Annotated in this window: 19 protein-coding genes and 1 riboswitch; of the genes, 6 read left to right on the top strand and 13 right to left on the bottom strand. The window is 73.9% G+C overall.

The annotated features are described in order from the left end of the window. Nucleotides 1-15: 15 nt before the first annotated feature. From eno to ACH4TG_RS20040, 7 genes are all read right to left on the bottom strand, one after another. The gene (eno, locus tag ACH4TG_RS20070; RefSeq protein WP_398243702.1) at nucleotides 16-1,296 is read right to left on the bottom strand and encodes a phosphopyruvate hydratase; all 1,281 of its coding nucleotides are present in this window, start codon (nucleotides 1,294-1,296) and stop codon (nucleotides 16-18) included. A 213-nt stretch (nucleotides 1,297-1,509) separates the two neighbouring features. Continuing rightward, nucleotides 1,510-2,214: a transglycosylase family protein gene (locus ACH4TG_RS20065; RefSeq protein WP_398243701.1), complete on the bottom strand. Its 705-nt coding sequence runs from the start codon at nucleotides 2,212-2,214 to the stop codon at nucleotides 1,510-1,512. Nucleotides 2,215-2,216: 2 nt separating this feature from the next. After that, nucleotides 2,217-2,370: riboswitch (cyclic di-AMP (ydaO/yuaA leader) on the bottom strand. A gap of 353 nt (nucleotides 2,371-2,723) precedes the next feature. After that, nucleotides 2,724-3,821 carry a transglycosylase family protein gene (locus ACH4TG_RS20060; protein ID WP_398243700.1) on the bottom strand — a complete coding sequence of 366 codons (1,098 nt, stop codon included), beginning with the start codon at nucleotides 3,819-3,821 and terminating at the stop codon, nucleotides 2,724-2,726. A gap of 195 nt (nucleotides 3,822-4,016) precedes the next feature. Beyond that, a complete protein-coding gene (locus ACH4TG_RS20055; RefSeq protein ID WP_398243699.1) occupies nucleotides 4,017-5,390 on the bottom strand; it encodes a cytochrome P450 in 1,374 nt (457 codons plus the stop codon). Next, nucleotides 5,387-6,127 (bottom strand): endonuclease V, encoded by a 741-nt coding sequence (locus ACH4TG_RS20050; protein WP_398243698.1) that lies wholly within the window; start codon nucleotides 6,125-6,127, stop codon nucleotides 5,387-5,389. The genes ACH4TG_RS20055 and ACH4TG_RS20050 overlap by 4 nt, the downstream gene beginning before the upstream one ends. 2 nt (nucleotides 6,128-6,129) lie before the next feature. Beyond that, nucleotides 6,130-7,269, bottom strand: coding sequence for a nucleoside triphosphate pyrophosphohydrolase (locus tag ACH4TG_RS20045; RefSeq protein ID WP_398243697.1), 1,140 nt, complete (start codon nucleotides 7,267-7,269; stop codon nucleotides 6,130-6,132). A 34-nt stretch (nucleotides 7,270-7,303) separates the two neighbouring features. Continuing rightward, entirely contained in the window at nucleotides 7,304-7,957 is a 654-nt protein-coding gene (locus ACH4TG_RS20040; RefSeq protein ID WP_398243696.1) for a SurA N-terminal domain-containing protein, read from the bottom strand. A gap of 265 nt (nucleotides 7,958-8,222) precedes the next feature. On the opposite strand from ACH4TG_RS20040, the gene ACH4TG_RS20035 reads away from it, so the two are divergent. Continuing rightward, the gene (locus tag ACH4TG_RS20035) at nucleotides 8,223-11,699 is read left to right on the top strand and encodes a phosphodiester glycosidase family protein (RefSeq protein ID WP_398243694.1); all 3,477 of its coding nucleotides are present in this window, start codon (nucleotides 8,223-8,225) and stop codon (nucleotides 11,697-11,699) included. A 90-nt stretch (nucleotides 11,700-11,789) separates the two neighbouring features. On the opposite strand, the gene ACH4TG_RS20030 is transcribed toward ACH4TG_RS20035, so the two are convergent. After that, nucleotides 11,790-12,587, bottom strand: coding sequence for an HNH endonuclease family protein (locus ACH4TG_RS20030; RefSeq protein ID WP_398243692.1), 798 nt, complete (start codon nucleotides 12,585-12,587; stop codon nucleotides 11,790-11,792). Between the two features lie 126 nt (nucleotides 12,588-12,713). Between ACH4TG_RS20030 and ACH4TG_RS20025 the strand changes: the two genes are divergently transcribed. Beyond that, on the top strand, nucleotides 12,714-13,403 hold the full coding sequence (locus tag ACH4TG_RS20025) for a class I SAM-dependent methyltransferase (RefSeq protein ID WP_398243690.1): 690 nt from the start codon (nucleotides 12,714-12,716) through the stop codon (nucleotides 13,401-13,403). Between the two features lie 64 nt (nucleotides 13,404-13,467). Here ACH4TG_RS20025 and ACH4TG_RS20020 read toward each other — a convergent pair whose 3' ends face one another. From ACH4TG_RS20020 to ACH4TG_RS20010, 3 genes are all read right to left on the bottom strand, one after another. Beyond that, complete coding sequence (locus ACH4TG_RS20020; RefSeq protein ID WP_398243689.1) at nucleotides 13,468-15,003, bottom strand: protein kinase; 1,536 nt, start codon at nucleotides 15,001-15,003, stop codon at nucleotides 13,468-13,470. Further along, nucleotides 15,000-15,647 (bottom strand): hypothetical protein, encoded by a 648-nt coding sequence (locus ACH4TG_RS20015; RefSeq protein ID WP_398243688.1) that lies wholly within the window; start codon nucleotides 15,645-15,647, stop codon nucleotides 15,000-15,002. The genes ACH4TG_RS20020 and ACH4TG_RS20015 overlap by 4 nt, the downstream gene beginning before the upstream one ends. A gap of 146 nt (nucleotides 15,648-15,793) precedes the next feature. Continuing rightward, complete coding sequence (locus tag ACH4TG_RS20010) at nucleotides 15,794-17,905, bottom strand: N-6 DNA methylase (protein ID WP_398243687.1); 2,112 nt, start codon at nucleotides 17,903-17,905, stop codon at nucleotides 15,794-15,796. A gap of 265 nt (nucleotides 17,906-18,170) precedes the next feature. Here ACH4TG_RS20010 and ACH4TG_RS20005 point away from each other — a divergent pair, with 265 nt between their 5' ends. The 4 genes from ACH4TG_RS20005 to ACH4TG_RS19990 all read left to right on the top strand — a co-directional run bounded on the left by ACH4TG_RS20005 (nucleotide 18,171) and on the right by ACH4TG_RS19990 (nucleotide 23,810). Next, nucleotides 18,171-18,926, top strand: coding sequence for a hypothetical protein (locus ACH4TG_RS20005; RefSeq protein ID WP_398243686.1), 756 nt, complete (start codon nucleotides 18,171-18,173; stop codon nucleotides 18,924-18,926). Between the two features lie 168 nt (nucleotides 18,927-19,094). Next, entirely contained in the window at nucleotides 19,095-20,708 is a 1,614-nt protein-coding gene (locus tag ACH4TG_RS20000) for a DUF2079 domain-containing protein (RefSeq protein ID WP_398243685.1), read from the top strand. 192 nt (nucleotides 20,709-20,900) lie between these two features. Further along, on the top strand, nucleotides 20,901-22,541 hold the full coding sequence (locus tag ACH4TG_RS19995) for a DUF2079 domain-containing protein (RefSeq protein WP_398243684.1): 1,641 nt from the start codon (nucleotides 20,901-20,903) through the stop codon (nucleotides 22,539-22,541). 153 nt (nucleotides 22,542-22,694) lie between these two features. Next, nucleotides 22,695-23,810 carry a MerR family transcriptional regulator gene (locus ACH4TG_RS19990; RefSeq protein ID WP_398243683.1) on the top strand — a complete coding sequence of 372 codons (1,116 nt, stop codon included), beginning with the start codon at nucleotides 22,695-22,697 and terminating at the stop codon, nucleotides 23,808-23,810. Between the two features lie 79 nt (nucleotides 23,811-23,889). Here the strand turns inward: ACH4TG_RS19990 and ACH4TG_RS19985 are convergent, their stop codons facing one another. Together ACH4TG_RS19985 and ACH4TG_RS19980 are read right to left on the bottom strand one after the other, a co-directional pair. After that, nucleotides 23,890-24,852, bottom strand: a complete 963-nt coding sequence (locus tag ACH4TG_RS19985; RefSeq protein WP_398243682.1) for a TolB family protein — start codon at nucleotides 24,850-24,852, stop codon at nucleotides 23,890-23,892. 154 nt (nucleotides 24,853-25,006) lie between these two features. After that, nucleotides 25,007-26,104: a glycoside hydrolase family 19 protein gene (locus ACH4TG_RS19980; RefSeq protein WP_398243681.1), complete on the bottom strand. Its 1,098-nt coding sequence runs from the start codon at nucleotides 26,102-26,104 to the stop codon at nucleotides 25,007-25,009. Nucleotides 26,105-26,196 lie beyond the last annotated feature (92 nt).

Genomic DNA, 26,196 nt, shown 5'->3' with positions numbered 1-26,196 from the left:
GGCTCCCGCGGTGGGTCAGCCCTTGAAGCGCGGGAACGCGCTGCGGCCGGCGTAGACCGCGGCGTCGTCCAGGATCTCCTCGATGCGCAGCAGCTGGTTGTACTTGGCGACGCGCTCGGAGCGGGCCGGGGCGCCGGTCTTGATCTGGCCGCAGTTCACGGCGACGGCCAGGTCGGCGATGGTGACGTCCTCGGTCTCGCCGGAGCGGTGCGACATCATGCACTTGTAGCCGTTGCGCTGGGCCAGCTCGACGGCGTCCAGCGTCTCGGTGAGCGAGCCGATCTGGTTGACCTTCACCAGCAGCGCGTTGGCGGTGTTGTTGTCGATGCCCTTCTGCAGGCGCTCGGGGTTGGTGACGAACAGGTCGTCGCCGACGAGCTGCACCTTCGCGCCGAGCTTGTCGGTGATGGTCTTCCAGCCGTCCCAGTCGTCCTCGAACAGCGGGTCCTCGATGGAGACCAGCGGGTACGCGTCCACCAGCTCCGCGTAGTACTCGGTCATCTCGGCGGCGGTGCGCTGCTTGCCCTCGAACGCGTAGGCGCCGTCCTTGTAGAACTCGGAGGCGGCCACGTCCAGCGCGAGCGCGACGTCCTGGCCCGGGGTGTAGCCGGCGAGCTTGATGGCCTCCAGGATGAGGTCCAGGGCCTCGCGGTTGGAGCCGAGGTTCGGCGCGAAGCCGCCCTCGTCGCCCAGGCCGGTGGACAGGCCGCGGGACTTCAGCACGCCCTTGAGGGTGTGGTAGACCTCGGCGCCCCAGCGCACGGCCTCGGAGAAGGACTCCGCGCCGATCGGCGCGATCATGAACTCCTGGATGTCGACGTTGGAGTCCGCGTGCGAGCCGCCGTTGAGGATGTTCATCATCGGGACCGGCAGGACGTGCGCGTTCGGGCCGCCCAGGTAGCGGAAGAGCGGCAGGTCGGACGCCTCGGAGGCGGCGTGCGCGACGGCCAGCGAGACGCCCAGGATGGCGTTGGCGCCCAGCGACGACTTGTCCGGGGTGGCGTCCAGGTCGAACATCGCCTGGTCGATCAGCCGCTGCTCGGTGGCGTCGTAGCCGACCAGCTCCGGGCCGATCTGCTCGATCACGGCGAGGACGGCCTTCTCGACGCCCTTGCCCTGGTACCGGTTCTTGTCGCCGTCACGGAGTTCGAGGGCCTCGAAGGCGCCGGTGGAGGCGCCGGACGGGACGGCCGCACGCCCGGTGCTGCCGTCGTCGAGGCCGACCTCGACCTCGACGGTGGGGTTGCCTCGCGAGTCGAGGATTTCCCGGGCTACGACGACGTCGATGGACGGCACGTTGTCTCCTTCAGAGAGCTGAGATGTCTTCTCGCCTTTTTTCGGGACGAGCCTAACCGCCCGGGGGCCGTGGACCGGCGGTCGGCCCGTCCCCTGAGACGGGTGTCGGCCGCCCGGGCGACACGCCGCGACGCGGCGGACCCCGCCCGGGCACGTCTGGGGGGAGTGCGTGCCGGGGCGGGGTCGCGGATGGGTTGCGGCGCCGTCGTCGCGTCAGCGCAGCGTCAGGTGCTGACCCGGGTAGATCAGGTTCGCGTCCTTGACGGTGTCCTTGTTCAGCTCGAACAGCTTGTGCCAGCCGCCGGCCACGTGGTGCGCCTCGGCGATCTTCGACAGGGTGTCGCCGTGGCGGACCACGTAGCTGCCGTGGCCCTTGGCGTAGTGCTTCCACGACGTGGCCGAGTGGGACGAGGCGGTGTGGCTGCTCGAAGAGCTGTAGGAGCTGGAGGAGCTGCTGGAGCTGCTCGACGAGCTGCTGCTGGAGCTGGCCGGAGTGGAGGTCGAGCTCGAGGAGCTGGACGAGCCGCCGGGGTTGATGTCGGGGGACGGGCCGCCCGCGGTCAGGCCGCCCGCGGAGGCGCAGGACCACGCGGACGGGCCCTGCAGGGCGAGGAGCTTCTCGGCCACGGCTATCTGCTGGTCCTTGGTGGCCAGGTCGGCGCGCTGCGCGTACTGCAGACCGCCGGCCGCCGCCCAGCTGGACTGCGAGAACTGCAGGCCGCCGTAGTAGCCGTTGCCGGTGTTGATGGCCCAGTTGCCGCCGGACTCGCACTGGGCGACCGCGTCCCAGGTGGCGACCGAAGCGGCCGAGGAGGAGGTGGCGCCGATCAGCGGAACGGCGATCGCGGTGCCGGCGACGCCGGCGACGGAGGCGAGACGCACGAGCGTCTTGGCGGAGGGACGACGGTGCTTACCCATGGAGAATTCCTCACCGACGCCTGCGAGGTCAGCTGTCGGGTTCGGACGTGAGTTGCCCGGCCGGGCCGCGTCGGCGGCGTGGAGATCGGCTTCACCCCGAGCCGGACGCGGTGTCGTACGCCCTCGCAGCGGGTTGCTGTCCGGTGCTGCGCGGCGTACGTCTGCCGGTCCGGCGGAAGACTTTGGGTCCCCCGCTCCTGCCTACGGCGCTCTCGCGTCGACTGTTCCCGTCGGCCGGCGGCAGGACTCGGCGTTCCGTTCCGGCGGGGCTCGCTGTGGCGAGCGAGAAGACGGTAAGCACACCCCCGTGAGGAGTTCAAACATTCCGATTTCGGACACCAACTGCGGGCGCATACCCGGCGAGTGGGGTAAACCGCAGGTCACGAGGGTGGATCTCAGCGCTCTGCGAGCGGGCGGTCACAGCGACCGGCGAGACCCTTGTCACATCCGAGACGCCCGCCGGAAAGCGGTTCGTCCGTTTTGTCGACCGGCCGCCATGACCCTTGATTTCAGCCGATGTTGAGGATCTGTCCGGGTTTGATGAGGTTCGGGTCGACGCCGATCACCTGGTGGTTGGTGTCGTAGAGCGCGTGCCAGCCGCCGTCGACCTGATGGTCCCGGGCGATCGAGGAGAGCGTGTCCCCGAGATCGACCGTGTACCTGCTCACATCTGAAGTGCCCGACTTGTCGCCCTTGTTGGCGTTACCCGGGGTAGTCGAGTCCGTCCTGCCGGAAGTGCCCGAATCGTCCTTGCCGGTGATCGAGTACAGCTCGGTCCGGCTCGCCTGGTCCGCGGCCGCCAGCTGCTCGTCGGTCGGGCTGTACGGCTTGGCGTGGCGCCCGCCGCCGGTGCTCGGAGCCGAGGGCGTGGTGGCGCCGTCGGACGGCGTACCGGAGCCGCTCGGGGCACCCGAGTCGCCCGGGGCGCCGGTCGACGGGTCCTCACCGGGCGAGGTCGCCAGCGGCCCCCCGGGGTCGGTGTTCGAGCCGCCGGTCACCCAGCCGTGGGAATCTGATGATCCGTCCGATCCGCCCTGATCATCCGAATTGCCCGACTCGTCCGAGCCGGTCGACGGCGTGGTCGCGCTCGCGGACGGCGTGCCGGAGATGCCGGGCAGGATGCCGGTCGGCACCGGCACGTCCGGCAGGGTGGGCAGGGGCACGCCGGGCAGCGTCGGCGTGGCCGACGGGGTGCCGGGGTCCACCTCGGGCGTGCCCTGGTCCTTGAACAGCCCGGTGTTCTTCTCGCAGCCCGGCCACGCGCCGGGTCCCAGGTCCGCGAGGATCTTCTCGGCCACCGTGATCTGCTGGGCACGGGACGCGAGGTCCGGGCGCGACGCGTACGCGTCGCCGCCGTACTGGTCCCAGGTGGCCTGGGTGATCGCCAGGCCGCCGTAGAAGCCGTTGCCGGTGTTCGCACTCCACAGGCCGCCGGTCTCGCAGACCGCGACCTTGTCCCAGGTGCCGTTGTCCGCGGCCTGGGCGACGGACGCCCCCAGCAGCGGGATCGCGATGCCGGCACCTGTCGCGGCCGCGGTCGCGACGGTCACGACGGCGGCCGGGGTGGGCCGGGGGCGTCGGTGCCTGCCGTTGCCGGACGAGAGCATGCGGTACGCCTTTCGTTTGGCCGTACGCGCCCGGCGCGGGCATCCGCCGTGAGGGCGGCGGTGCGGCCACCCGGCGGCTGCCCGTTCCTGTGGGGCGGGCGCGTGGCGCGAGCCGTGGATGCCTCGCGCTGACCGCAGAACGTAGCGGTGATGGCCAACGGATCACAAGCCGATGTAGCGGGCATCACGTCATGGTCACGGACCTGACAGATCGTCACTTTCCTTTGCCCGTACGGGTTCCGGCTGCGGGGTGAAGGCCACCGGCAGGGTGCGAAGTCCGCGCATGATCAGGCCGCCCCGCCACCGGAGTTCGCCGGGTTCGGCGGCAAGCCGCAGATCGGGCAGCCGGGTCAGCAGCGCGGCCAGCGCGGTCCTCGCCTCCAGCCGGGCGAGCGGCGCGCCGAGGCAGTAGTGGATGCCGTGCCCGTATCCCAGGTGCGGGTTGTCCCGGCGCGCCAGGTCCACGGTGTCCGGCGCGGCGAAGCGGTCCGGGTCGCGGTCGGCCGCGGCGAGCACGACCAGCACCGGGTCGCCCGCCGCCACCGGCTGCCCGCCGATGGCCAGCGGTCCGGTCGCGTACCGCCACGTCGCGAGTTCCACCGGGCCGTCGAAGCGCAGCAGCTCCTCGACGGCGGTCTCCAGCAGGGCGGTCTCGCCGCGCGCCAGCGACTCCTGGAGGGCCGCACGCTGCACCGGGTGCCGCAGCAGGGTGTGCATCCCGTTCCCGATGAGGTTGACGGTCGTCTCGAAACCGGCGAACAGCAGGATGAAGGCCATGGCGGCGGCCTCGTTCTCCGTCAGGTGCTCGCCGTGGTCACTGGCCCGGATCAGGCCGGAGATCAGGTCGTCGCCCAGGTCGCCGCGCTTGCGGTGGATCAGCTCCACCAGGTAGGCGCGCATCCGCTTGACCGAGCGGGCGACACCGCCGCGCGGGCCGCCGCCGTGACGGATCATCATCCCGGCCCAGTCGCGGAAGTCGTCCTGGTCCTCGGCCGGCACGCCCAGCAGGTCGCAGATCGCGTAGATCGGCAGCGGGAACGCGAACTCGTGGATCAGGTCCGCGCTCCCCTCGGCGGCGAAGCCGTCGATGAAGCGGTCGGTCAGCTCCGCCACCCGCGGCGCGAACTGCGCCACCCGGCGCGGGGTGAACGCCTTGGACACCAGACGCCGCAGCCGGGTGTGGTCGGGCGGGTCGATGTTCAGCAGATGCGTCATCAGGTCCGCGCTGCGCTCCCCCGGGATGCCGGTCTTCCCGCGCGACCCGGCCTCGTCGGCGTGGTGGACCGGGTTCTTGCTGAGCCGCGGGTCGGCCAGCGCCTCCCGTGCGTCGGCGTAACGCGTCACCAGCCAGGCGTCCACCCCGCTGGGCAGCCGGGTCCACCGCACCGGCGCGTGCTCGCGCAGATAGGCGTACGCCGGGTAGGGGTCGGTGGCGAACTGCCAGGAGAACAGCTCAGGCACGGCGGCGGGGGTGCCGGCCGGTCCGCTGCCAGGAGGGCCGGCCGGTCCGCCGCCGGGATTTCCGCCGGAAGTGCCGCTGTCCGCGGGGAGGGAGCCGGGGTCGTTCACCCCTCGACGGTATCGGCCGCGGGCCCGGTGCCGGCGGCGGCCACCGCGGCGGCCAGCGCGTCCCGGCTCAGGCGGTCCGCCTGCCGTGTCGTCTCGGGGAGGCGGTAGGCGGGCGCCAGCGCCAGCACCTGCGCGCAGGCCGTGGGCAGGTCGACGAGGTGGCCGGTGGAGACGTAGACGGGCTTGACCCCGTCCTGGGTGCGCAGCACCCGGCCGACCGTCTCGCCGGCGTCCACCAGGTCGGCGTGGGAGCCGCGCGCCCCGGCCAGGGCCGCGGGGTCGTGGCTGCCGACGAACGGGGTCTTGGCGACGCCGGCCGTGGGCAGCCCGGTGAGCACGCCGAGATGGCAGGCCAGCCCGAAGCGGCGCGGGTGCGCCAGGCCGTGCCCGTCGCACAGCAGCAGCTCGGGAGTGGTCCGCAGCGCGCGCAACGCCTCGACCAGGACCGGGAGCTCGCGGTACGCGAAGAGGCCCGGGACGTAGGGGAAGGTGCTGGTGGCGGTGGCCGTCGCGCGCTCGACGACCCCGAGGGTCGCGGTGTCGATCACCACGACCGCGGCCGCGACCAGGTCGCCGGTGCCGCGGCCGTCGCCGGCGTAGGCGACGTCGAGCCCGGCGACCAGCCGCGGGTGGGCCGGTCCTGGACCGCGGTGGTCGGCCAGCGGCCGCAGCCGGTCCTGCAGGGCGAGGGCCGCGGCCGGATCGGCGGGCCAGGCGTGGGGGACGTCGACGCGCACGCTCAGCGGTCCTCTTCCCGCCCGGGGCCGGCGTCCCCGCCGGCGGTGCCGCCGGAGCCGTCCTGGGCGGGATCCGCGAGCCCGGGGTCGGCCTCGCCCCAGGGGGTGGTGTCGGCGGGGTCGGGGCCCGGGGTGCCGGTCCTGGCCTCCGCCTCGGCCTGCCGTACGGCGGCCCGGTAGCGGCGGGCGGCGTGGCGCAGCGCCGCCTCGGGGTCGATGCCCGCGGCCTGGGCGGTGGCCGCCTCGGCCAGCAGGTGCTCGCCGAGGGTGTCCTCGTCGTCGTACAGCGGCGCGGGCGGGGTGACCGGGAGCGGCAGCCCCGCGGTGCGGGCGCGGCCGGTGAGCTTGGCGGCCAGCGCGAGCGCGGGCGACGCCAGCGGCACCCCGTCCGTGACCGACTCGCGGGACTTCTCCACGCCCTTGAGCCGGACCCAGTTGGCCTGCACCTGCTCCGGTGTCTCGGCGATCTCGTCGCCGTAGATGTGCGGGTGGCGGTGGATCAGCTTGGCGACGAGGCCGGCGGCCACGTCGTCGATGCCGAACGGGTCCTCGGGGTCGCCCTGGGCGATCGCGGCGTGGAAGACGACCTGCAGCAGGACGTCCCCCAACTCCTCCTTGACCGCCTCCCGGTCGCCCTCCTCGATCGCCTCGACCAGTTCGTACATCTCCTCGATGCCGTACTTGGCGAGGTCCTCGTGGGTGCGCAGGCTGCTCCACGGGCACTCGGCGCGGATCTGGTCCATCACCTGGACGAGGTCGATCAGCCGGGCGCCTGGCAGGTCGTAGGAGCCGGGGAGCAGCTCCAGATCGGGCATCTGCACCCGGCCCGAGCCGCCGAGCCGGGCGAGTTCGTCGGTGACGGCCGGCGCGGCGCCGCCCGAGGGCGGCAGGTACACCACGGTCCGGCCGCCCTCGGTGGCGTCGACCAGCTCCCGCCCGCCCGGGTCGGCCAGCTCGCAGCGCACACCGGCCTCGCGCAGGTAGGGCAGCTGCGGGTGCCCGGGGTCCGCGCACAGCACCCGGTCCGCCGCGTGCAGCACCTGCCACGCCTGCCAGGACAGCTGGCCGGGCGCGACCCGGTGGCTGGTGGTGAGCAGTACCAGGCGTCCCGGGGCGGGCACGCCGCCGTTCTCGTCGTTCACACCTCGAACGTACCCCGCCGCGCCGGCCGCCGGGTCACGCGCCCGTGGGTGCGGCGACCTGCGTCTTGCTGACCAGCCACGGGTCGGACGCGCTGCCGATGGCGCCCTTCTTGGCGTCCCAGGTGCCGTACCGCGGGTTGATCGTCACGCCCAGGCTCTTGGAGGTCTTGACCACCGCCTGCTGGAGCGCGGCGTTGCCGCCGTCGCTGCCCGGCTGGTAGCCGAGGTGCTGGATGACCTTGGCGAAGGCGACGTTGCGCCGGAAGAAGTGGTCGATGTCCTTGGGCGCCACGCCGTACTGGGTGAGCAGCGTGGAATCCAGCTGCGCCTCGTTGCCGCCGAACTGCTGCAGCGCGGCCTGGTGTTCCTGCGCGACCTCGGCGTCGGTGACGGTGAGCCCGTTGTCGGCGAGGGTGCGGTCCAGGACCTGGTCCTCCACCAGCCGGCCGAGCAGCTGGGTGGGCAGGTTGCCGGCGGACTCCAGCAGCTGCTGGCCCTGCGGCGAGCCCGCGGCGGCGTCCCGCAGGTCGTTGACCTCCGACTGCAGGGTGGCCACGGTGATCCGGTGGTCACCGACGACGGCCGCGGCGCCGGTGTGCACCGGTCCCGATCCGCACGCGGTGAGCGCGGGGGATGCGAGCAGCAGTGCTGCGGCGGCCAGCGGGACGGCGGTGCGGCGGCGGACCATGGTGCCTCCAGGCAGGAGAACGAAACAACCTCGCGATGCTGATGTGATGATCGGGGACGAGCTTATTGAGCCCGCCCCACGGATATCCAGCACTCCGCCCAACGCTTTGGCCACGACGCAAGCTACAGCCAGCATTCACCGTGTGCTCGCGACGGAGTCGTCCGGGTGTTTACGTGTCCTTTGCAATCTCGGGTGCGCCCTGTGACCGACAGGGCGCAGCGGGGGCCGCCACCTCCGCGTCCACTCCCAACCCGAGGTACGGGCAATGACATTGATGGTCCTGAACCATCGCCACGCGAGACCACTGCTGGTGGTGCTCGCCACCGCGGCCGCGCTGGCGGCCGCCCCCACCGCCGCCTTCGCGGACGGCGGTGCCCCCGCGCCGGTCACCGGCGGAATCCCGCTGATCGACACGACCGAGAAGCTCGGTCCCGGGATCGGCCTGCAGCATGTGAAGGCACTCGACCAGAAGGGCTGGTACGACGCCCGGTACATGACGGTCGACCTGTCCGGCAGCTCGGTCCGCACGGACCTGCTGACCTCCGGACCGGTCGCGTCCGGCGGGCCGCTCAGCGAGGCCGCCGACAAGGCCGGCGCCGTCGCCGGCATCAACGGCGAGTTCTTCGACATCGGCAACTCCAACGCGGCCCTCGGCGGCGAGGTCCAGGACGGCAAGCTCCTCAAGTCGTCCGACATCAGCGGCCGCCAGCACGTCGGCGTCAGCACCGACGGCGTCGCCCAGCTGGTGAACCTGGCGGTCGACGCGCACGCGAGGTTCGCCGGCGCGGACCACAAGGTCCTGTCGGTCAACGCCGCGAACGGCGGCGGGATCCCGGCGGACGGCCTGGTCGCCTTCACGTCCGCCTGGGGCGACTACAGCCGCAACCGCGGCCTGACGGGCGTGGCCGACGCCCAGATCGCCGAGGTGCTGGTCCGCGGCGGCACGGTCGTCTCGGTCACGCCGGCCGGCCCCGCCGGCTCGGGCACCGTCCCGGACGACGGCTTCGTCCTGGTCGGGCGCGGGACCGCGGCGGCCGCGATCCGCGCGCTGCAGCCCGGCGACCCGGCGACGCTCGCCTACGACCTCGCCGACAACGCGGCGAAGAAGATGCGGTTCGCGCTCGGCCACGGCGGCACCATCGTGTCCGGCGGCCAGGTCGTCAAGGGCCTCGACACCTCGATCGCGCCGCGGACCGCGCTCGGCTTCAAGAACGGCGGCAGGACGCTCGTCCTCGCCACCTGGGACGGCCCCGGCGGCACCGGCAAGGGCGGCGTCGGCATCGACAAGGAGGCCCGCGACCTCGCCGCGATGGGCGTGGAGACCGCGGTCAACCTCGACGGCGGCGGCTCCACGACCATGGTCGCCCGCGCGCTCGGCGAGGACGACGCGACCGTCCGCAACGTCCCCTCGGACGGCCACGAGCGCAACGACCCCAACGGCGTCGGGGTGTTCGTCGCCAAGGGCGACGGCACCCTGCACCGGCTCCTCGTCAAGCCCGCGCCGGGCGCGGCGTCGGACGACGGCGGGGTGAAGGTCTTCCCCGGGCTGCACCGCAGGCTCGTCGCGGTGGGCGTCGACGACCACGAGACGCCGGTGACGGTCGACCCGGCGTCCGTGCGGTGGACGGCGCCCGGCGGGCCCGTCAGGGGCGGCACGCTCACCGCCCCGGCCAAGGCGCACGACACGATCACGGTCGACGCGCACGTGGGCCCCCGCAAGGCGCAGCAGGCGGTGACCGTCCTCGGCCCGCTCGCCGAGGTGGAGCTGTCGTCCCACCTCCTGTCGATCGCCGACGCGACGCCGGGGAACGCGGCCACCGTCTCGGTGTCCGGCCGTGACGGCCAGGGCTACACGGCGCCGATCGACCCGCAGGACCTGTCGCTCGACTACGACCACGCCGTCGTCGACATCAAGCCCGTGGACGGCAAGCTGAAGATCACCCCGCTCGCCGACGCGAGCACGATCCTCACCGTCTCCGCCGGCGGCACCTCGGTCAAGCTCCCGATCACCATCGGCGTGCAGACGAAGAACGTCTACGACTTCGACGACGACGTCCTCGCCCGCTGGCGCAACAACAGCACCGCGGCCACGACGTTCTCGGCGGACCCCGACGGCCTGCGCATCGACTTCGGCGCGATGCGCAACGTGGGCATCGCCGCGACCTCGCCGGCCCTGCGCGTCCCGGTGCCGGGCCAGCCGCTGCGCGTGCGGGTGCGGATCAAGTCGAGCATCAGCGTGCCGGCCGGCCTGACCTACCTCGGCTACGTCGACTCGGCCAACCAGAGCGGCGGCGTCTACGGCACCGCACTGGCCGCGAGCGGCGACTGGCAGTACGCCACGTTCACGGTCCCGGCCACCACGGCCTTCCCGATCTCGGTCTCCAGCTTCCAGGGCATCAACACCAACGTCGCCAACCAGAAGCCGGGCACGTTCGTCCTGGACCGCATCGAGGCCGACATCCCGTCGCCGGTCGACCTGCCCGCACAGCCCGAACCGCGGCCCGACCCGCTCGTCTCCGACGACGGCTCGCTGCCCGGCGGCCGCGACACGTGGCAGTTCGCCACGCTGTCGGATGTGCAGTTCACCGCGGACGCCCCGGACCTGGCGCAGGTCGCGACGGCCGCCCTCCAGCGGATCCGCGCGACCCATCCGGACCTGGTCGTCCTCAACGGCGACATCACCGACCGCGGCCTGCCGCAGGATCTCGCGCTCGCCCGCCAGGTGCTCACCGACGCCGGGTGCGACCTCGTCCCGGTCGGCCAGGAGCCGGCGAAGGACAGCACGCCGGACCCGAAGGCCGGCTCGGTCCCCTGCTACTACGTGCCGGGCAACCACGAGTCCTACGGCCTCAACAACGTCCAGAGCGATCTGACCGGCTTCACGAGCGAGTTCGGCCGGCCGTACCGGACGTTCGACCACAAGGGCACCCGCTTCGTGCTGCTGGCCAGCTCCCTCGGGACGCTGCACGGCACGGCGTGGGACCAGCTGCCGATGATGCAGCAGGCCCTGGCCGACGCGAAGAAGGACCCGTCGGTGCACAACGTCGTGGTGTTCGCCCACCACCCGGTGGACGACCCCGGCGAGGCCAAGTCCAGCCAGCTCGGCGACCGCGACGAGGCCGCGCTCGTCGAGAAGATGCTCACGGACTTCCGCGACTCCACGGGCAAGGGCGCCGCGATGGTCGGCAGCCACGCCCAGATCGCCGACGTCCACCGGCTCGAGGGCGTCCCCTACATGGTGCTGCCGTCGTCGGGCAAGGACCCCTACGGCACCCCGGACCGCGGCGGGTTCACCGGCTGGGTCGACTGGTCGGTGAACGCGGACCGCACCGCGGACCAGCAGTGGCTGCAGGCCGACGTGCGCGCCTTCGCGCAGTCGATCACCCTCGACACCCCGGAGTCGGTGGAGGTCGGCGGCACCGCGACGCTGTCCGGCAGCATCGTGCAGCCGAAGGGCGTGGCGGCCGGCACCCGCGTCGTGCCCCTGCGGTACCCGATGTCGGTCGGATGGGGCGGCTCGCCGGGCCTGGCGATCGGCAGCGGCAAGGCGGCCGTCGACGCGGCCCGCCACGAGGGCAAGGTCGCGATCCTCGACCCGGCGACCCGGACGCTCACCGCGCTGCGCGCCGGCACGGTGACCGTGTCGGTGACCAACGACTCGATGCGCGCCTACACCGGCGAGGCCTCGCTCGCGCCGATCACGGCGTCGAGGACCATTGAGGTCGTGCCGTCCCCCCGGTGACCGTCACCGTCACCGCGCGCGACCGCTGAGCGAGGGCGGCCGAGCGGGCCCGGCTGAGGGCGAGCACTCCGGTGCTCGCCCTCAGTGCCGTCAGCCCGCGCACTGACTGAGCATCGCCTGCTTGTCGGGCGCCGTGACGGGCAGCGCGTACTTGAGGGAGACCTGCGCGACGCGGACCGCGTAGGAGCAGCGGATCACCGCGGAGGGCGGCAGCCAGCTGGCGGGGCCGGAGTCGCCCTTGGCGCTGTTGGAGGGGCCGTCGACCGGAAGGAGGTTGAGCGGGTCGTTGGCTATCTGCTCGCGCTTGTCCTTCGTCCACCGCGCCGCGCCCATCTGCCAGTCGTACGACAGCGGCATCACATGGTCGATCTGGACGGCCGAGGCGTGCGTCTTGGTCCAGTCGATGGTGCGGCCGGTGTAGGGGTCGGCCAGCACCATGGAGCTGATCACGCAGGTGGAGCCGGAGCGGTAGCGCACCTCGGTGCCGTCGCGCTTGATCACGTCGTTGCGGGTGTCGCAGCCGTTGTGGGCGTAGGGCACGCCGGGCGCGCTGTCCATCCAGGCGTAGCCGAACTGCGCCCTGGTGTAACCGGTCTTGGGCCCGCGCCCCTTCGTGGCCACCCGGGAGATCAGCGCCCTGGCCCTGGCCTTGTCGGCGGCCGAGGTGATCGGCGCGAGGCCGGGCTTGGTGCCGTCGGGGTTGTCCAGCGGGCTGACGGCGTGGCCGTCGCCGGCCACCGGCCCGCCGGACGTCGCCTTGTCGCCGCCGGAGGCACCGGTGCCGCCGGCCGCGCCGGTCGTGGTGTCCTTGCAGCCGGCGACGCCGATCGCCGCGGCGATCACCGCGGCGAGGACGAGCGCGCGGGTACGGGTGGTCGAAGTGTCCATGCAGTGCCCCTCGGTGGTCGTGACCGCCGCGGCGGTCCCGGGGCGCACCCCGCCCCTGGTCGGAATCTGCCCCGGCCGCCGAAGACTACGGCCCCGCGCCGCTCCGGGTGTGTTCCCATGGAGTGCATGACCGCACAGATGCGTGAAGGTTTCGCCGCAACGGGTCCCGGCCCGCTCACCCCTGACGGGTGCGCGGTCGACCTCTACACCCGGCTGCCCGCCGGCACCCAGCCGGACATCATCGCCGCCGCTCTCCCGGCCGGCGCGAGCATCCTGGAACTGGGCTGCGGCGCGGGCCGGGTGACCCACCCGCTGGTGGAGCGCGGCTTCGCCGTGACGGCCGTCGACGAGTCGCCGATGATGCTGGAGCGGGTGCGCGGCGCGCGGACCGTCGAGGCCGCGATCCAGGGCCTGGACCTGGGCGAGCGGTTCGACGCGGTGCTGCTCGGATCCTGCCTGGTCCACGCCCACGACCCGGCGGTACGGCAGGAGTTGCTCGCCACCTGCCGCCGCCATGTCGCCGCCGGAGGCTCCGTGCTGATCCAGCGCGAGGGCGCGGACTGGCACGACCAGGTGCCGCGGGAGTCGCCGCTGGAGCCCGACGGCACGGTCCGGGTGGTCTCCTCCACCGGCTACGCGCCGGGCGTGCGGTCGGTGCACGTGGAGTACGTGTACCCGGACGCCACCTGGACCCAGACATTCCTCAGCCGCCCGCTCACCCGGCCCGAGTTCGAGGACGCGCTGGCCGCCGCGGGCCTGTCGGTGGACGCCTACCTGACGGACGACGGCGTGTGGGTGCGGGCGCTCCCGGTGTGAGACGCGGGGCGGGCGCTCCCGGTGGGACGCGGGTGCGGGCCGCCGGCCCGCGGGCGCCCGCGGGTCAGACCTGCACCTGGCCCAGCCAGGCCAGGGTGCGGCGGACCTCCGCGGGGAACGGGTGGTGCGGGCCGTGCACCCGCTCGGCGTCGTACAGCAGGCGGGTCAGCACGTCCCGCGCGCCGGCCCGGTCGCCGACGGACAGCAGCAGGTGGCCGATCCGGCGCCGGATGTCCAGCGGCACGGCGGGCGCCGCGGAGCCGCTCGCCGCGAACTGCTGGAAGTAGGGCAGCAGCACCCGGTACTCGCTGAGGGCGGCGGCCGCGTCGCCGAGCTGCTCCAGGCACTGCGCGGCCTCGTAGCGGAACTGCAGCGCCTGCCGGTCGGCGCCGCCGTACTGGGAGGCGAACTCCTCGGACAGCCGCCGCAGTTCGGGCAGCGCCCGGCGGTACTGGCCGTCCTCCATGAGCGTGGCCGCGTACTGCTTGCGCAGCGTGCGCAGCACCGGCGAGTGCGGGCCGTGCCGCTCCGCGGCGGCGGGGATCAGGCCGCCGAGCATGTCGACTGCCTGGGTGATGCGGCCGGCGTCCAGCAGCCGGCGCACCTCGTCGACCGCGGCCGCCAGGTCGGCGCCCGGCGCGGCGGGCACCGGCGCCGGCGGGGTGGTCGGGGCCGGCGGCACCGGGCGGTCGGGCCACGGCGCGTGCGGGCGCAGGAAGGGCCGGGTGGGGTCCATCGGGCCGAGCTGCGCGTGCGCGGCGCCGGGTACGGGCAGCAGCGCGGCCAGTTCGCGGTGGACGTCCTGCGCGGAAGCGGGCCGGTGCTGCGGGTCCTTGGCGAGCAGCCGCAGTACCAGCGACTCCAGCGGTTCCGGCACTTCGGGGCGCAGCCGGCGCAGCGGCACCGGCGCCTCGTACAGGTGGCGGTGGAGCACGCCGAGCGCGGTGGCTCCGGCGAACGGCACGTTGCCGCTGACCAGTTCGTGCAGCAGCACGCCCAGGGCGTACAGGTCGGTGCGCGGCCCGACGGCGCCGCCCATGGCCTGCTCGGGCGCCATGTAGGCGGGGCTGCCGATCGGCGAGCCGGTGTGGGTGAGCCGGGTGGTGTCGGTGTCCATCACGGAGGCGACGCCCAGGTCGAGCACGGTGACGGTGCCGTCGGGACGGACCATCACGTTGCGCGGCTTGAGGTCGCGGTGGACGATCGGCACCGCGTGCACGGCGGCCAGCACCGCGCACAGCTGGGCGGCGACGGCCACCGCCCACGGCCACGGGTACGGGTCGTGCTCGGCGAGGTGGTCGCCGAGGTCGGCGCCGTCCAGGTACTGCATGACCAGGTACAGCTCGTCGCCGTCGGCCCCCGCGTCGTGCACGGTGACCAGGCCGGAGTGGTCGACCTGGGCGGTGACGCGGCACTCGCGGTCGAAGCGGCTGCGCAGTTCCTCGGCGTCGTCGCCGCCGGCCACCTTGTCGGGCCGCAGCAGCTTCACCGCGACCCGGCGGTCCAGCCGCCGGTCGTAGGCGGTCCACACCTGGCCCATGCCGCCCTGCCCGATGACGGAGGCCAGTTCGTACCGGCCGGCGATCAGCCGACCGATCACCGGCCGTCCTCCTTGCGGAGGTAGTCGCTCAACTCGTCGAGTTCCGCGCGGACCTGGTCGATGCGGGGGTGCGCGGGCCCGGTGCCGGCCACCGGCGGCCGGGTCGGCTGCGGCGCCGGCGTCCCGGAGGCGTACGGCAGCCCGCCGGTCATGCCGTGGTGGGGCGGCCCGGATATCGGCCCCGGCACCGGGGCGTGCCCCGTGCCGGCCAAGGGCCCGTTCATCGGGCCGGGCAGGGGGCCGGGCAGGGGGCCGGTCACCGGTCCTGTGGCGTACGGGTTCGCGGTCCGCGGCGGCATCGCCTGCTGCTGCGGGCGGGTGTGCCACAGCAGGTCGGCGACCAGGTAGTAGACGGGCACCGCCAGCATGCAGGCGAAGATGCCCACCGCGCCCACGTTGCTCTGCGGGCTGTCGTCGCTGGACGAGCCGATCAGCACGAAGCCGCCGATGCCGAACACGGCCACGACCGGCAGCAGGGCCCAGTCGACCGCCTGGCGGCGGAGCATGGCCAGCCGCAGCACCGACCCCCACGCGCCCACGCCGAGGGTGACCACCGGCAGCACCGTGAACAGCACGCGCAGACCGATGACCGCCCCGCGGTGGGGAGGGCGGACCGGCGGCGGACCGGTGCCGGGTCCGTACATCGTGTGCTCCTGGTGGTCGGTGGCTTGCGGAGCGCCGTGGAACGGCTGGCGGGTGACGCTTGTTCGCAGAGCGTATCGGCACCGGCCGACGCCCGTCGCCCGCTCCCGCACGACCTGTGGACAACTCGGTCGACGCGCTGTGCGCGCTACCCGGCGCCGCCCTCGACGGCCGGGCCGTCGGGCCGGACCGTGCCGTCGGTCAGGCCGTCGTGCAGCCCCTGCACCAACTGCTCGCCGAGGTGCGCGGCCTGGCGCAGCGCCTCCTCGAACCGGGCGAGGGTGCGGAAGCGCTCGCCGTAGCGGCGCTGGTCGGCCGCGGCCAGCCGCGGCACCTGCAGCCGGCGCACGTCGAGCCGGGTCGCGGTGGACGCGTAGCTGCTGGCCTGGCGGTTGTTGGCGGTGCCGCGCAGGAACCCGGCGAGGAACCACGGGTCGAGGGCGGCGGGGTCGGGCCGCAGCAGGTAGACGTTCCGGCCGAGCGCGGCGCCCGCGGTGTCCGCGTCGACGACCCGGGCTACCGCGCCGCCGCCGAGCACCGGCACCACCACGTCGCCGGCCTCGGTGAGCACCGGCTCCTCGGCCGGGGCGTCCTGCGCGGCGGCCGGCAGCACGCCGGTGGGGCCGGTGCCGGCGATCACGTCGTGCTCGGTGAGCACGGCGGGCACCGCGGCGCCGTCGCCCGCCGTCGTTCCGGGACCGCCGGCACGCATCACCAGGGCGCCCGCGCGGGCGAGTTCGCCGATGGTGGTGAGCGGCCAGTGCGCGGGCTCCCCCGGGGTGGCCGGTGCCGGGGCGAGTTCGGCGGTGCGGCGCAGCGTGGCGGCGAGCCGGTCGCGCACCGCGTCCAGGGCGGCGACGCCGCCTTCGGCGGCGGGCGGAGGCAGATGCCGGGCCGGCGCCAGGTCCACGTCGTCGTCCAGCAGGTCGATGACCGGCACCGTCCGGCTGACTCCGGGGCGCTCTTCGGTGGACCCGTGCCGGTCGAAGGCCCGCCACGCGTCCAGGACGGCGGCCCTGACGACCTGCCACGGCGCCTTCTCCGCGCCCTGGGCGGGCACGGCCGCCGCGTCGACGAGCAGCACGTCGGCGGCGGGGCGCTGGTCGGCGCCGGGCCGGCGCAGCACCCACAGGTGCAGCGGGATGCCGTACGGGGGCGCGGCGCCCGGGGGCAGGGCGATCACCGCGCGCAGCGTGCCGCGGCGCAGCAGGTCCGCGCGGATGCGGCGGCCGGAGCGGCGCGAGGCGGCGGCGGGCGGCATGAGCACCACCACGCTGCCGCCGTCGCGCGCGTGGGCCAGCGCGTGCTGCAGCCAGGCCAGTTCGGACTCCGTCCTGGCCGGGAAGCCGTACTCCCAGCGCGGATCGTAACCCAGCTCGTCGTGGCCCCAGTTGCGGTCGTTGAACGGCGGGTGACACACCACCGCGTCGGCGCGGAGCCCCGGGAAGGCGTCGGCGCGCAGGCTGTCGCCGGCCCGGACGCGGACCCGCACGGCGGGGTCGGTGGCCAGCGCGAGGCGCAGCGCGGTGAGCGCGGCCAGGTCGGGGTCCGCCTCCTGGGCGTGGAGCGCCTCCGCGGTGGCCGCCGCGGAGTCGGCCGGGGCGGTGACGGCGGCGGCACGCAGCAGGGACCCGCTGCCGCAGGCGGGGTCCAGGACGCTGCCGAGCCGGTCGCCGGCGAGCGCGGTCATGAGCTCGGCGGGTCCCTGCGGGGTGAGGGTGAACTGGCGCGGGTTGGCGTCGAGATAGCGGCCGAGCAGGAACTCGTAGGTCTGGCCCGGCCCCATCTCCAGGGCCAGCTTGGCGGTGGCCCGCAGCAGCGGGACCGCGTCGTCGAGGTCGGCGGGCAGCCGGACCGGGTGCTGGGCGCCGAGGCGGGCGGTGAGCGCCGCCTCCATGTCGCCGGGCAGCCGGGCGGCGAGTTCGGCGTCGGAGCAGCCGGTGTAGCCGACGGAGACGGCGGGCCGCTCGCGGATGAGCATCAGCAGCGAGCCCGCGATGCGCAGCGCGGCGGGCGTCCCGCCGGGGTGGGATTCGGCCTGCTGCCAGAGGCGTTCGTGCACCGGGACCACGGCGAGCTTGCCCTGGTCGCGCAACCACCGCTCGACGGCGGTCAGTTCGAAGGTGGGACTGGTCTCGGTGCCGCCGACGGGCTTGGGGAAGTCGCCGTGCCGGCGCCGCCAGTTGCTGACCGCGGCCCGGCCGACACCCGCCAGCCTGGCGATTCCCGCCGCCGTGACCTCGCTCGCCTGCTCCGCCATGCCGGCTGACTCCTCTCCCCCGAGATCCCCCGCGCCGTGTGATGCCGAGCATACCGAGCGGCACGGCGGAGACCGCTTCACAGTGCGGGCACGGTTGTCCACAGGAAAGCATGTTGACTCGGTTCACACGCTATGCTGTCATTGACGCAACGTTCACCGCTCGACTCCGCTCGACTCCGCTCGAGTTCGCCCGGCACTTCGCTCGGCTCCGCACCGCACTTCGCTCCGCACTCCGCTCTGCTCCTCTGCTCCCGGAAGGCACGCCATGCGCTCGACCCTTTCCCGCCGCGCCGCGACAGCCGCGGCTCTGTGCGCCGCCGCGGCGCTCGGCCTGACCGCTTGCCAGGGCAAGGGCGGCGACAGCGCCAAGGACAGCCCGTCCGCCGGGGACACCGCATCGTCCGCGTCCACCGGTGCTCCGTCCGCCACCACCGCTGCCGCCCGGCCCCTGCTCACCGGCACCGAGCTCACCAGGGCGCTGGCCCCCGACGCGATGTTCCCCGCGGGCTTCGCCGTCGACCCGTCGGCCACCCAGGACACCGGCGGCGACTACCAGGCCACCGGGGACACCCACCCGGCCAAGCCCGACTGCGCCAAGCTGCAGACCAACGCCTGGATCGCGATCACCGGGCTGACCGGGGTGTCCTTCACCCAGCAGGACCGGGTCGACAAGGCACGGACCGCCGAGATCGACCAGGAGATCGACGTCTTCAAGGGCGGCACGGCGGCCACCGCCATGGAGCGGATCGGCGCGGTCGGCGCGGCCTGCCCCTCGTTCCTCGACAGCGACACGCGCTCCAAGGTGACCGTGACCGAGAAGCCGCTGACCGGCATCGGGGACGGCGCCTACGTGATCACCCTGACGTCGCCGCGGTGGCAGAGCGGCACGACGCTGATCGCCGCCCGGGTCGGCACCGCCGTCGTCACGGTGCTCTCCGGCGACGACAGCGGGCACGACGGCCGGGTGACCGCGGAGAAGGTGGCCCGGCACATAGCCGGCCAACTCAAGGGCAAGGCCTGAGCCATGGGCCGCCGCCCGGACCGCTCACGAGCCCCGGACCGCTCGCCACCGGTCACCACCCGCTTGTCGTGACGCCCGGCGGCTCCGGCCGGATATCCGGCGGCCGGTGACGGACCATCACCTATCTTTCGGTGCATAGCTCACTCAACTGCCGAAAGAGTGGTGAAGGTGGACAAGACCGAAGCGGTCCTTCCGGCGCAGGGCGGGGCACCGGCGGAAGCGCCGGCAGCCACCCCGGACTCTCCCGGCGCGCGGAAGGGGATGCGCGACCGGCTGCCGGCCGGCCGTCTCGACCCGTATCTGCTCGCGTCGGCGTTCCTCTGCGCCTACACGGCGCTGTCGGTGTCCCGTGACCGGCGGATGCTGGCGATGTCCTGGGACCTGGGCATCTTCGAGCAGGCGGTCAAGTCCTACGCCCACCTGCGCGCGCCCGTCGTGGACCTCAAGGGCCCCGGATTCGACGTCCTGGGCGACCACTTCAGCCCGATCACCGCGCTGATCGCGCCGTTCTACCGGATCTTCCCCACGCCGGTCACCCTGCTCGTCGTGCAGGCCCTGCTGTTCGCGGTCTCCGTGATCCCGGTGACCCGGGCCGGTGTACGGGCACTCGGGCGGGGCCGGGGATGTGCGGTCGGGGTGGCGTACGGGCTGTCGTGGGGCGTGCAGCGGGCCGTGGACTTCGACTTCCACGAGGTCGCGTTCGCGATGCCGCTGCTGGCCTTCTCCCTGGAGGCGGTGCTGCGCGGGAAGTGGACGGTGGCCCTGTGGTGGGCCGTGCCGCTGGTGCTGGTCAAGGAGGACATGGGGGCGACCGTCGCGATGATCGGGCTGCTGGTGCGGCTGCGGACCCGGCACGAGCGGCGGGCCGCCCGGAGCGCGCCCGGTGAGCCGGGGGATCGGGCCGGCCGGGAAGCCGGCGGCGGCCGGGGATCGTCGGCGGGCACCTACGCGCTGGCGCTGGCCGCGTTCGGGATCGCGGCCTCGGCGTGGGAGGTCAACTGGCTGATCCCCGCCTTCCACGGGCCGGGCTACGACGCGTTCACGCACATCAACGGGGAGGGGGCGCTGAAGGGCCACGTCCCGGTGGCCACCGCAGTCCGCACCCTGCTCTGGGTGCTGCTGCCCGCCGGGGGGCTGCTGGCGCTGCGCTCCCCGCTGCTGCTGGTGGCGCTGCCCACCCTCGGCTGGCGGTTCTACTCGCACTACCCGGAGAACTGGGGCACCGCGTGGCACTACAGCGCCGTGCTGATGCCGGTGGTGTTCCTGGCGCTGGTGGACGCGGTGGCCGCCCTCGAACGGCCCGGCCCGCACGGTGCGTTCGGCCCGCATGGAGGGGTCGGGCCGAGCGCCCGGCGGGCCGGGCGCCGCCTGCGCGGGTACGCGGCGGCGATGCCGGCCGCCGCGGCCGGCGCGGCGATCGCGCTGACGGCGCACCTGCCGCTGGCCGGGCTGACACACGCCGACGCCTACCGGGTCGACGCCCGCACCCGCACCGTGGAGCGGCTGCTCGACCGGATCCCGGACGGCGCCACCGTGGAGTCCGACGTCGGCCCGCTGAGCGTCCTGGTCCGCCGGACCACGGTCTACTGGATCGGCGGCAGCAAGGACGTCGTCCCGCAGTACATCGCCCTGGGCAGCGCCGCGGACTGGGCGGACGACCCGGTCGGCCACGCGCAGGCGCTGCACCCCGGCTTCCGGTACACGGTGGTGGCGAACCAGGACGCGTGCGTGATCCTCCGGCGGGTCGATCCCGCGCAGAGTGTGACCCTGCACATGGTGTGACCCGCACATGACGTGACCCCGCGCGGGGTCCGATGCCGCGGCCGGTGTGACCGGCGCCACCCACCGCCCGGCGTGCGGCGGCCGGTTCACGCTCCCGGCGACCCGGTCCGGTCGTCCGTCGGGTCCCCCGGGCACAGCCTCGTCCCGTATCTTTTCCGGCAGACCCCGACCCGATGCCACGGGAGGACGACGATGGACAGGGCCGAGGCCGTCATACCGGCGCAGGGCTCCAGAGCCGCCGCACAGGGCGCGTCCGCCCCCGTGCCGGCGCCGGGCAGCGCGGGCGCCGAGCAGGCGCCGGCCGGCCCCGGACCGCGGCTGCGTCCGCCGGGCGCCCGCCTGGACCCGTACCTGCTGGCCGCCGTGTTCTTCGTGGCGTACCTGCTGCTGTCGGTGACCCGCTACCGGCAGATGCTGACGATGTCCTGGGACCTGGGCATCTTCGAGCAGGCGATCAAGTCCTACGCCCACCTGCACGCGCCGACCGCCGACCTCAAGGGCCCCGGATTCAACATCCTCGGCGACCACTTCAGCCCGATCACCGCGCTGATCGCGCCGTTCTACCGGATCTTCCCGACACCGGTCACCCTGCTCGTCGCGCAGGCGCTGCTCTTCGCGCTGTCCGTCGTCCCGGTGACCCGGGGCGCGGCGTACGTGCTGGGACGCGGGCGCGGGCTGGCGATCGGCACCGCGTACGCCCTGTCCTGGGGCGTGCAGAAGGCGGTGCAGTTCGACTTCCACGAGATCGCGTTCGCGATGCCGCTGCTGGCCTTCTCCCTGGAGGCCGTGCTGCGCAAGAGGTGGGTCGCGGCCATGTGGTGGGCGGTGCCGCTGGCCCTGGTCAAGGAGGACATGGGGGTCACGGCCGCCGCGATCGGCGTGATCGTCTGGTGGCGCACCCGCCAGGAGCCCGCCCCCGAGGCACCGGCCGCCGGCTCCGGCACTCCCGCCGGCGCCCACGCCCCGGACACCGCCGAGGACGGCGCGGAGAGCGCCGAGGGTGCCGAGACCGCGGAAGGCGCATCGGACACCGCCGGCCACGACGGGCCGATGTCCGACGGCGAGCGGTACGGCCCCTGGGCGATCGGCCTCGCGGCCTTCGGGGTCGCGGCCTCCGCCCTGGCCTTCGGCGTGATCATCCCCGCCTTCAACAAGGCCGGCGGCTACGACTACTGGAACAAGCTGAACGGCCACGGCGCGCCGATGCCGGGCCACATACCGTTCGGCACCGCGTTCCACACCCTGCTGTGGATCCTGCTGCCGACCAGCGGCCTGCTGGCGCTGCGCTCCCCGCTGTTCCTGGCCGCGCTGCCCACCCTCGGCTGGCGGTTCATCTCGCACGACGACCACTACTGGGGAACCGACTGGCACTACAGCGCGGTGCTGATGCCGGTGATCTTCCTCGCCCTGGTCGACGCGGCCGACCGGTCGCGCCACAGCCGGATGCCGTGGCTGCGCTCGTTCGCCTCCGGCGCCCCGGCGGCCGCGGCGGGCGCGGCGCTCGCCCTGACCCTCACCCTGCCGCTGGCCGCGCTCCAGCACGGCGACACCTACAAGGTCGACGCGCGCACCAAGGCCGTCGAGAAGGTCCTCGACCAGATCCCCGACGGCGCGACGGTCGAGGCCAACGTCGGCCCGATCAGCCGGCTGGTCCACCGCACGACCGTGTACTGGATCGGCGACACCCCCGGTGTCGTGCCGCAGTACATCGCGATCGACAACACCAACGGCTGGGTGCCGGATCCGGCCGTCTACGCCACCCAGTTGCACCCCGGCGTCACGTACACCGAGATCGCGAACGCCGAGGGCTACGTCGTCATGCGCCGCAACTAGCCGCGACCCGCCCGCAACTCACCGCGCCTCACTCACCGCGACCCGCCGCGCCTCAGCGCGACCCGCCGGCGTCCCGCCCGTCCCGCCGGGCCCGACAGGCGCGCCCCGGCCGGCGCTTGACCCTCACGTGGCGTCATGCCGCATGGTCGAGGCATGGAGGAACACCTGACGGTGGGACGCGTGGCCGAGCTGACCGGCGTGAGCGTCCGCACGCTCCACCACTACGACGAGATCGCCCTCGTCCGGCCGTCCGCACGGACCGCGGCCGGATACCGGGTCTACTCGGCGGGCGACGTGGAGCGGCTGCGCGAGGTGCTCGCCTACCGGCGGCTGGGCTTCGGACTGCGCGAGATCGCGGATCTGGTCGACGACCCGGCCACCGACGCGGTCGCCCATCTGCGCCGGCTGCGCGGCCTGCTGCTGGAGCAGCGCGACCGCGCCGCCGCCATGGTGACGGCCCTGGACAGGGAGTTGGAGGCACGGGCAATGGGGATCAGGACGACGCCGGAGGAGCAGTTGAAGGTGTTCGGCGCGCGGCTGTACGAGGTCATCGGATCCGCCTACCCGGCGACGCGGCGCACCGAGCCGCGGATCGCCGCGCAGGTCTGGGAGGCGCTGGGGGACGCGCGGACGGTGCTGAACGTCGGGGCCGGCACCGGCTCCTACGAACCCCCCGACCGCGAGGTGACCGCGGTGGAACCGTCGGCGGTCATGCGGGCGCAGCGGCCCGCCGGCGCGGCGCCGTGCGTGGCCGCCGCCGCGGAGCGGCTCCCGTTCGAGGACCGGTCCTTCGACGCGGCAATGGCGTTCAGCACCGTTCATCACTGGCACGACCCGATCGCGGGGCTGCGCGAGATGCAGCGCGTGGCCCGCCGCGTGGTGGTGTTCACGCACGACGCCAGCGACGCCGGGTGGCGGCGGCGGTTCTGGCTCAGCCGCGACTACCTGCCCGAGGTCTCGGGCCTGGTCGCCGGCCGGCCCCCGGTGGACCGGCTGGCCCGGGTGATCGGGGCCCGGATGGAGCCGGTACTGATCCCCTGGGACTGCGCCGACGGCTTCTTCGAGGCCTACTGGCGCCGGCCCGAGGCGTACCTGGAGGAAGAGGTGCGCCGCGCGGTGTCGGTGTGGGCGCGGGTCGGGCCGGAGGCCGAGCAGCGGGCGGTGGCCATGCTCAGCGCGGACCTCTCCTCGGGCCGGTGGGCGGAGCGCAACCGCGACCTCGTCGATCTCGACGCGGCGGAACTGGGCCTGCGCCTGCTCGTCGCCTGAACCGCCGTGCGCGGCCTCGCCGACCGCTGTGCGCGCGCCCGTGCCCGGCCACTCCCCGTACGGCTGCCGGCCGGGGAGGTCAGGCGCCCGGCCGGACCCCGGCCCCGCCCAGGGGGTAGTCGACGTAGGCGAACCGGTGGCTGTCCGGCGCCCAGCTGTTGACGTTGAGGGTGCCCTGGCCGCCGAAGAGGGTGAGCAGGTCGCGCGGTTCACCGCCGTCCGGGTCGATCAGCCGCAGCACGACCTCGCGGTCGGCGGGGTGCCCCTCGGTGCCGGGCGGGAAGCTGAGGTAGAGCAGGTGGCGGCCGTCGGGCGACAGGTGGGGGAACCAGTTGACGCGCTCGTCGCCGGTCAGCCGGGCCGTCCCGCTGCCGTCGGGGCGCATCCGGTAGATCTGCGCGTGGCCGGGGACGAGCGCCTCCAGCTCGGAGTTGAAGTAGATCCAGTCGCCGTCAGGGCTGAACTCGGGCCCGTCGGCGGGGGCCGGGCTGTCGGTGAGCCGGGTGTCGGGGCCGCCGGCGGACGGCAGCGTGTAGATGTTGCGGTACCCCCACTCGTCCCCGCCGAACGGCTCGACGCCCACGTACGCCAGCGTGCGGCCGTCGGGCGAGATGCCGTGCAGGAAGTGGCGGAAGGGGTGGGCCTTCCCGTCGCCGGGCGCCGGCGGGTTGGTGACCCGGCGCGGCTCGCCGCCCTCGAACGGCACGGCGTGGATGTGGCCGTCGCCCGCGGAGAGGTAGAGGGTGCGGCCGTCGGGCGAGAGCACGTGGTCGTTGTTGGCGTCGGTGATCCGGCCGGTGTCGATGACCTCGGGTCCCAGGCCGCGGCCCGGCTCGGCGTCCGCGGCGATCCGCAGCAGCAGCCCGTCCTGGTTGAAGACCAGCCAACGTCCGTCCGGCGACCAGTTGGGCGCCTCCAGCGCGGTGCCGGTGGTCTCGTGCACCAGCCGCGGCGGGCCGCCGTCCACGTCCGCGACGAGCAGCCGGGCGCGCTGGCCCGGGGCGAGCGGACGGACGTCGGTTCCCGCTGCGGTGATGGTCACCCCGGCACCCTAACGCTCCCTCGCGTGCGACGGCGGGGACCACCTGGGGGCCGCCAGTGAGGGCACTCGGGCGGCCCCCCGGAACGGGGCCGCCCGAGCGGGGCGGCGGTGCGGCCGGCGGCGGGACGGTGCCGTCGGGGCCGCAACCGCGCGGTCAGCAGGACAGGTTGCTGCCGGCCGGCACGCCCAGGAGGGACGTGATGGCCAGGTAGTCGTTGACCCGGTCCTGGACCTCGGCGGGGTTGCCGCCGTTGCACTCGATGCTGCCGTTGATGCTGCGGATGGTCTCGCCGAAGCCGGCGCCGTTGACCATCGCGTTGTGCGGCGTCATGGTGCCGGGGCCGCTCTGGGTGTCCCAGTACCACAGGCCGGTCTTCCAGGCGACGGCCGCGTCCGTCTGGACCAGGTTCGGGTTGTCCAGCAGGTCGATGCCGAGGGCGTCGCCGGCCGCCTTGTAGTTGAAGTTCCAGCTCAGCTGGATGGGCCCGCGGCCGTAGTACGCGGACTGGCCGGCCGGGCAGCCGTAGGGCTGGTTGGCGTCGCAGTAGTGCGAGTAGTTGGAGGTGTTCTGCTCGACGACGTAGACCAGCCCGCCGGTCTCGTGGTCGACGTTGGCCAGGAAGGCCGCGGCCTCCTGCTTCTTGACGGTGTCGCTGCCGGTGGTGGCGAAGCCCGGGTAGGCGCTCAGCGCGGCGGTCAGCCCGCTGTAGGTGTAGAAGGAGTTGCGGTTCGGGAAGATCTGGTCGAACTGCGCCTCGGTGACCACGAATCCGCCGCTGGGCGGCGTGGTGCCGCCGCCGGTGGTGCCGCCGCCGCTGCAGGTGTACGGGCTCCAGTACCAGGTGCTGATCGTCGGGTCGTAGCCCGGGTTGTCGTGGGTGGCGATGTAGTAGCCGCCGTTGGTGTACTGGACGATGTCGCCGGTGACGTACGCGCGGCCCGCGACCCACGCCGGGTAGCTGCAGCCGCCCGACCCGCCCGTGGTGCCGCCGCTGCCGCCGGACGAGCCGTCGCAGGTGCCCTGGTCGGCCCAGACGTCGGCGGCGCCGGGCGTCTCGCCCTGCGTCCACCACTTCGCGGACCAGTTGTGGCCGTTGTACGAGGCGGCCATCCCGCCGGTGTACACCGAGGAGGCGTTCCACGCGGAGGCGCAGGTGGCGGCGGAGGCGGTGGAGGCCATCGGCACGAGGACGGCGAGTCCCACGACGGCCGCGAGGGCGGCCAGTAACGCGACGATCCGCTGTCTGGACATGTGACCACTCCTTGTGGGGGGTTCGGTGGGGGCCGAGGGTCACTCCAGCGCATTGGTCTGGACCTGTCAATAGTCCAGACCAACAACGGGCC

The sequence above is a fragment of the Streptomyces sp. NPDC020917 genome (genome assembly GCF_044333795.1).
Taxonomy (GTDB): domain Bacteria; phylum Actinomycetota; class Actinomycetes; order Streptomycetales; family Streptomycetaceae; genus Actinacidiphila.
The sequence above is the reverse complement of the archived record's forward strand: the minus strand, read 5'-3'. Positions and strand labels throughout refer to the sequence as shown.

What these genes read in the sequence shown, in the direction of transcription:
- ACH4TG_RS19990 (WP_398243683.1), top strand. Translation starts at nt 22,695, where the DNA reads ATGGAGGAACACCTGACGGTGGGACGCGTGGCCGAGCTGACCGGCGTG.
- ACH4TG_RS20065 (WP_398243701.1), bottom strand. Translation starts at nt 2,214, where the DNA reads ATGGGTAAGCACCGTCGTCCCTCCGCCAAGACGCTCGTGCGTCTCGCC.
- ACH4TG_RS20025 (WP_398243690.1), top strand. Translation starts at nt 12,714, where the DNA reads ATGACCGCACAGATGCGTGAAGGTTTCGCCGCAACGGGTCCCGGCCCG.
- ACH4TG_RS20030 (WP_398243692.1), bottom strand. Translation starts at nt 12,587, where the DNA reads ATGGACACTTCGACCACCCGTACCCGCGCGCTCGTCCTCGCCGCGGTG.
- ACH4TG_RS20015 (WP_398243688.1), bottom strand. Translation starts at nt 15,647, where the DNA reads ATGTACGGACCCGGCACCGGTCCGCCGCCGGTCCGCCCTCCCCACCGC.
- ACH4TG_RS20010 (WP_398243687.1), bottom strand. Translation starts at nt 17,905, where the DNA reads ATGGCGGAGCAGGCGAGCGAGGTCACGGCGGCGGGAATCGCCAGGCTG.
- ACH4TG_RS20005 (WP_398243686.1), top strand. Translation starts at nt 18,171, where the DNA reads ATGCGCTCGACCCTTTCCCGCCGCGCCGCGACAGCCGCGGCTCTGTGC.
- ACH4TG_RS20060 (WP_398243700.1), bottom strand. Translation starts at nt 3,821, where the DNA reads ATGCTCTCGTCCGGCAACGGCAGGCACCGACGCCCCCGGCCCACCCCG.
- ACH4TG_RS19980 (WP_398243681.1), bottom strand. Translation starts at nt 26,104, where the DNA reads ATGTCCAGACAGCGGATCGTCGCGTTACTGGCCGCCCTCGCGGCCGTC.
- ACH4TG_RS20040 (WP_398243696.1), bottom strand. Translation starts at nt 7,957, where the DNA reads ATGGTCCGCCGCCGCACCGCCGTCCCGCTGGCCGCCGCAGCACTGCTG.
- ACH4TG_RS19995 (WP_398243684.1), top strand. Translation starts at nt 20,901, where the DNA reads ATGGACAGGGCCGAGGCCGTCATACCGGCGCAGGGCTCCAGAGCCGCC.
- ACH4TG_RS20035 (WP_398243694.1), top strand. Translation starts at nt 8,223, where the DNA reads ATGACATTGATGGTCCTGAACCATCGCCACGCGAGACCACTGCTGGTG.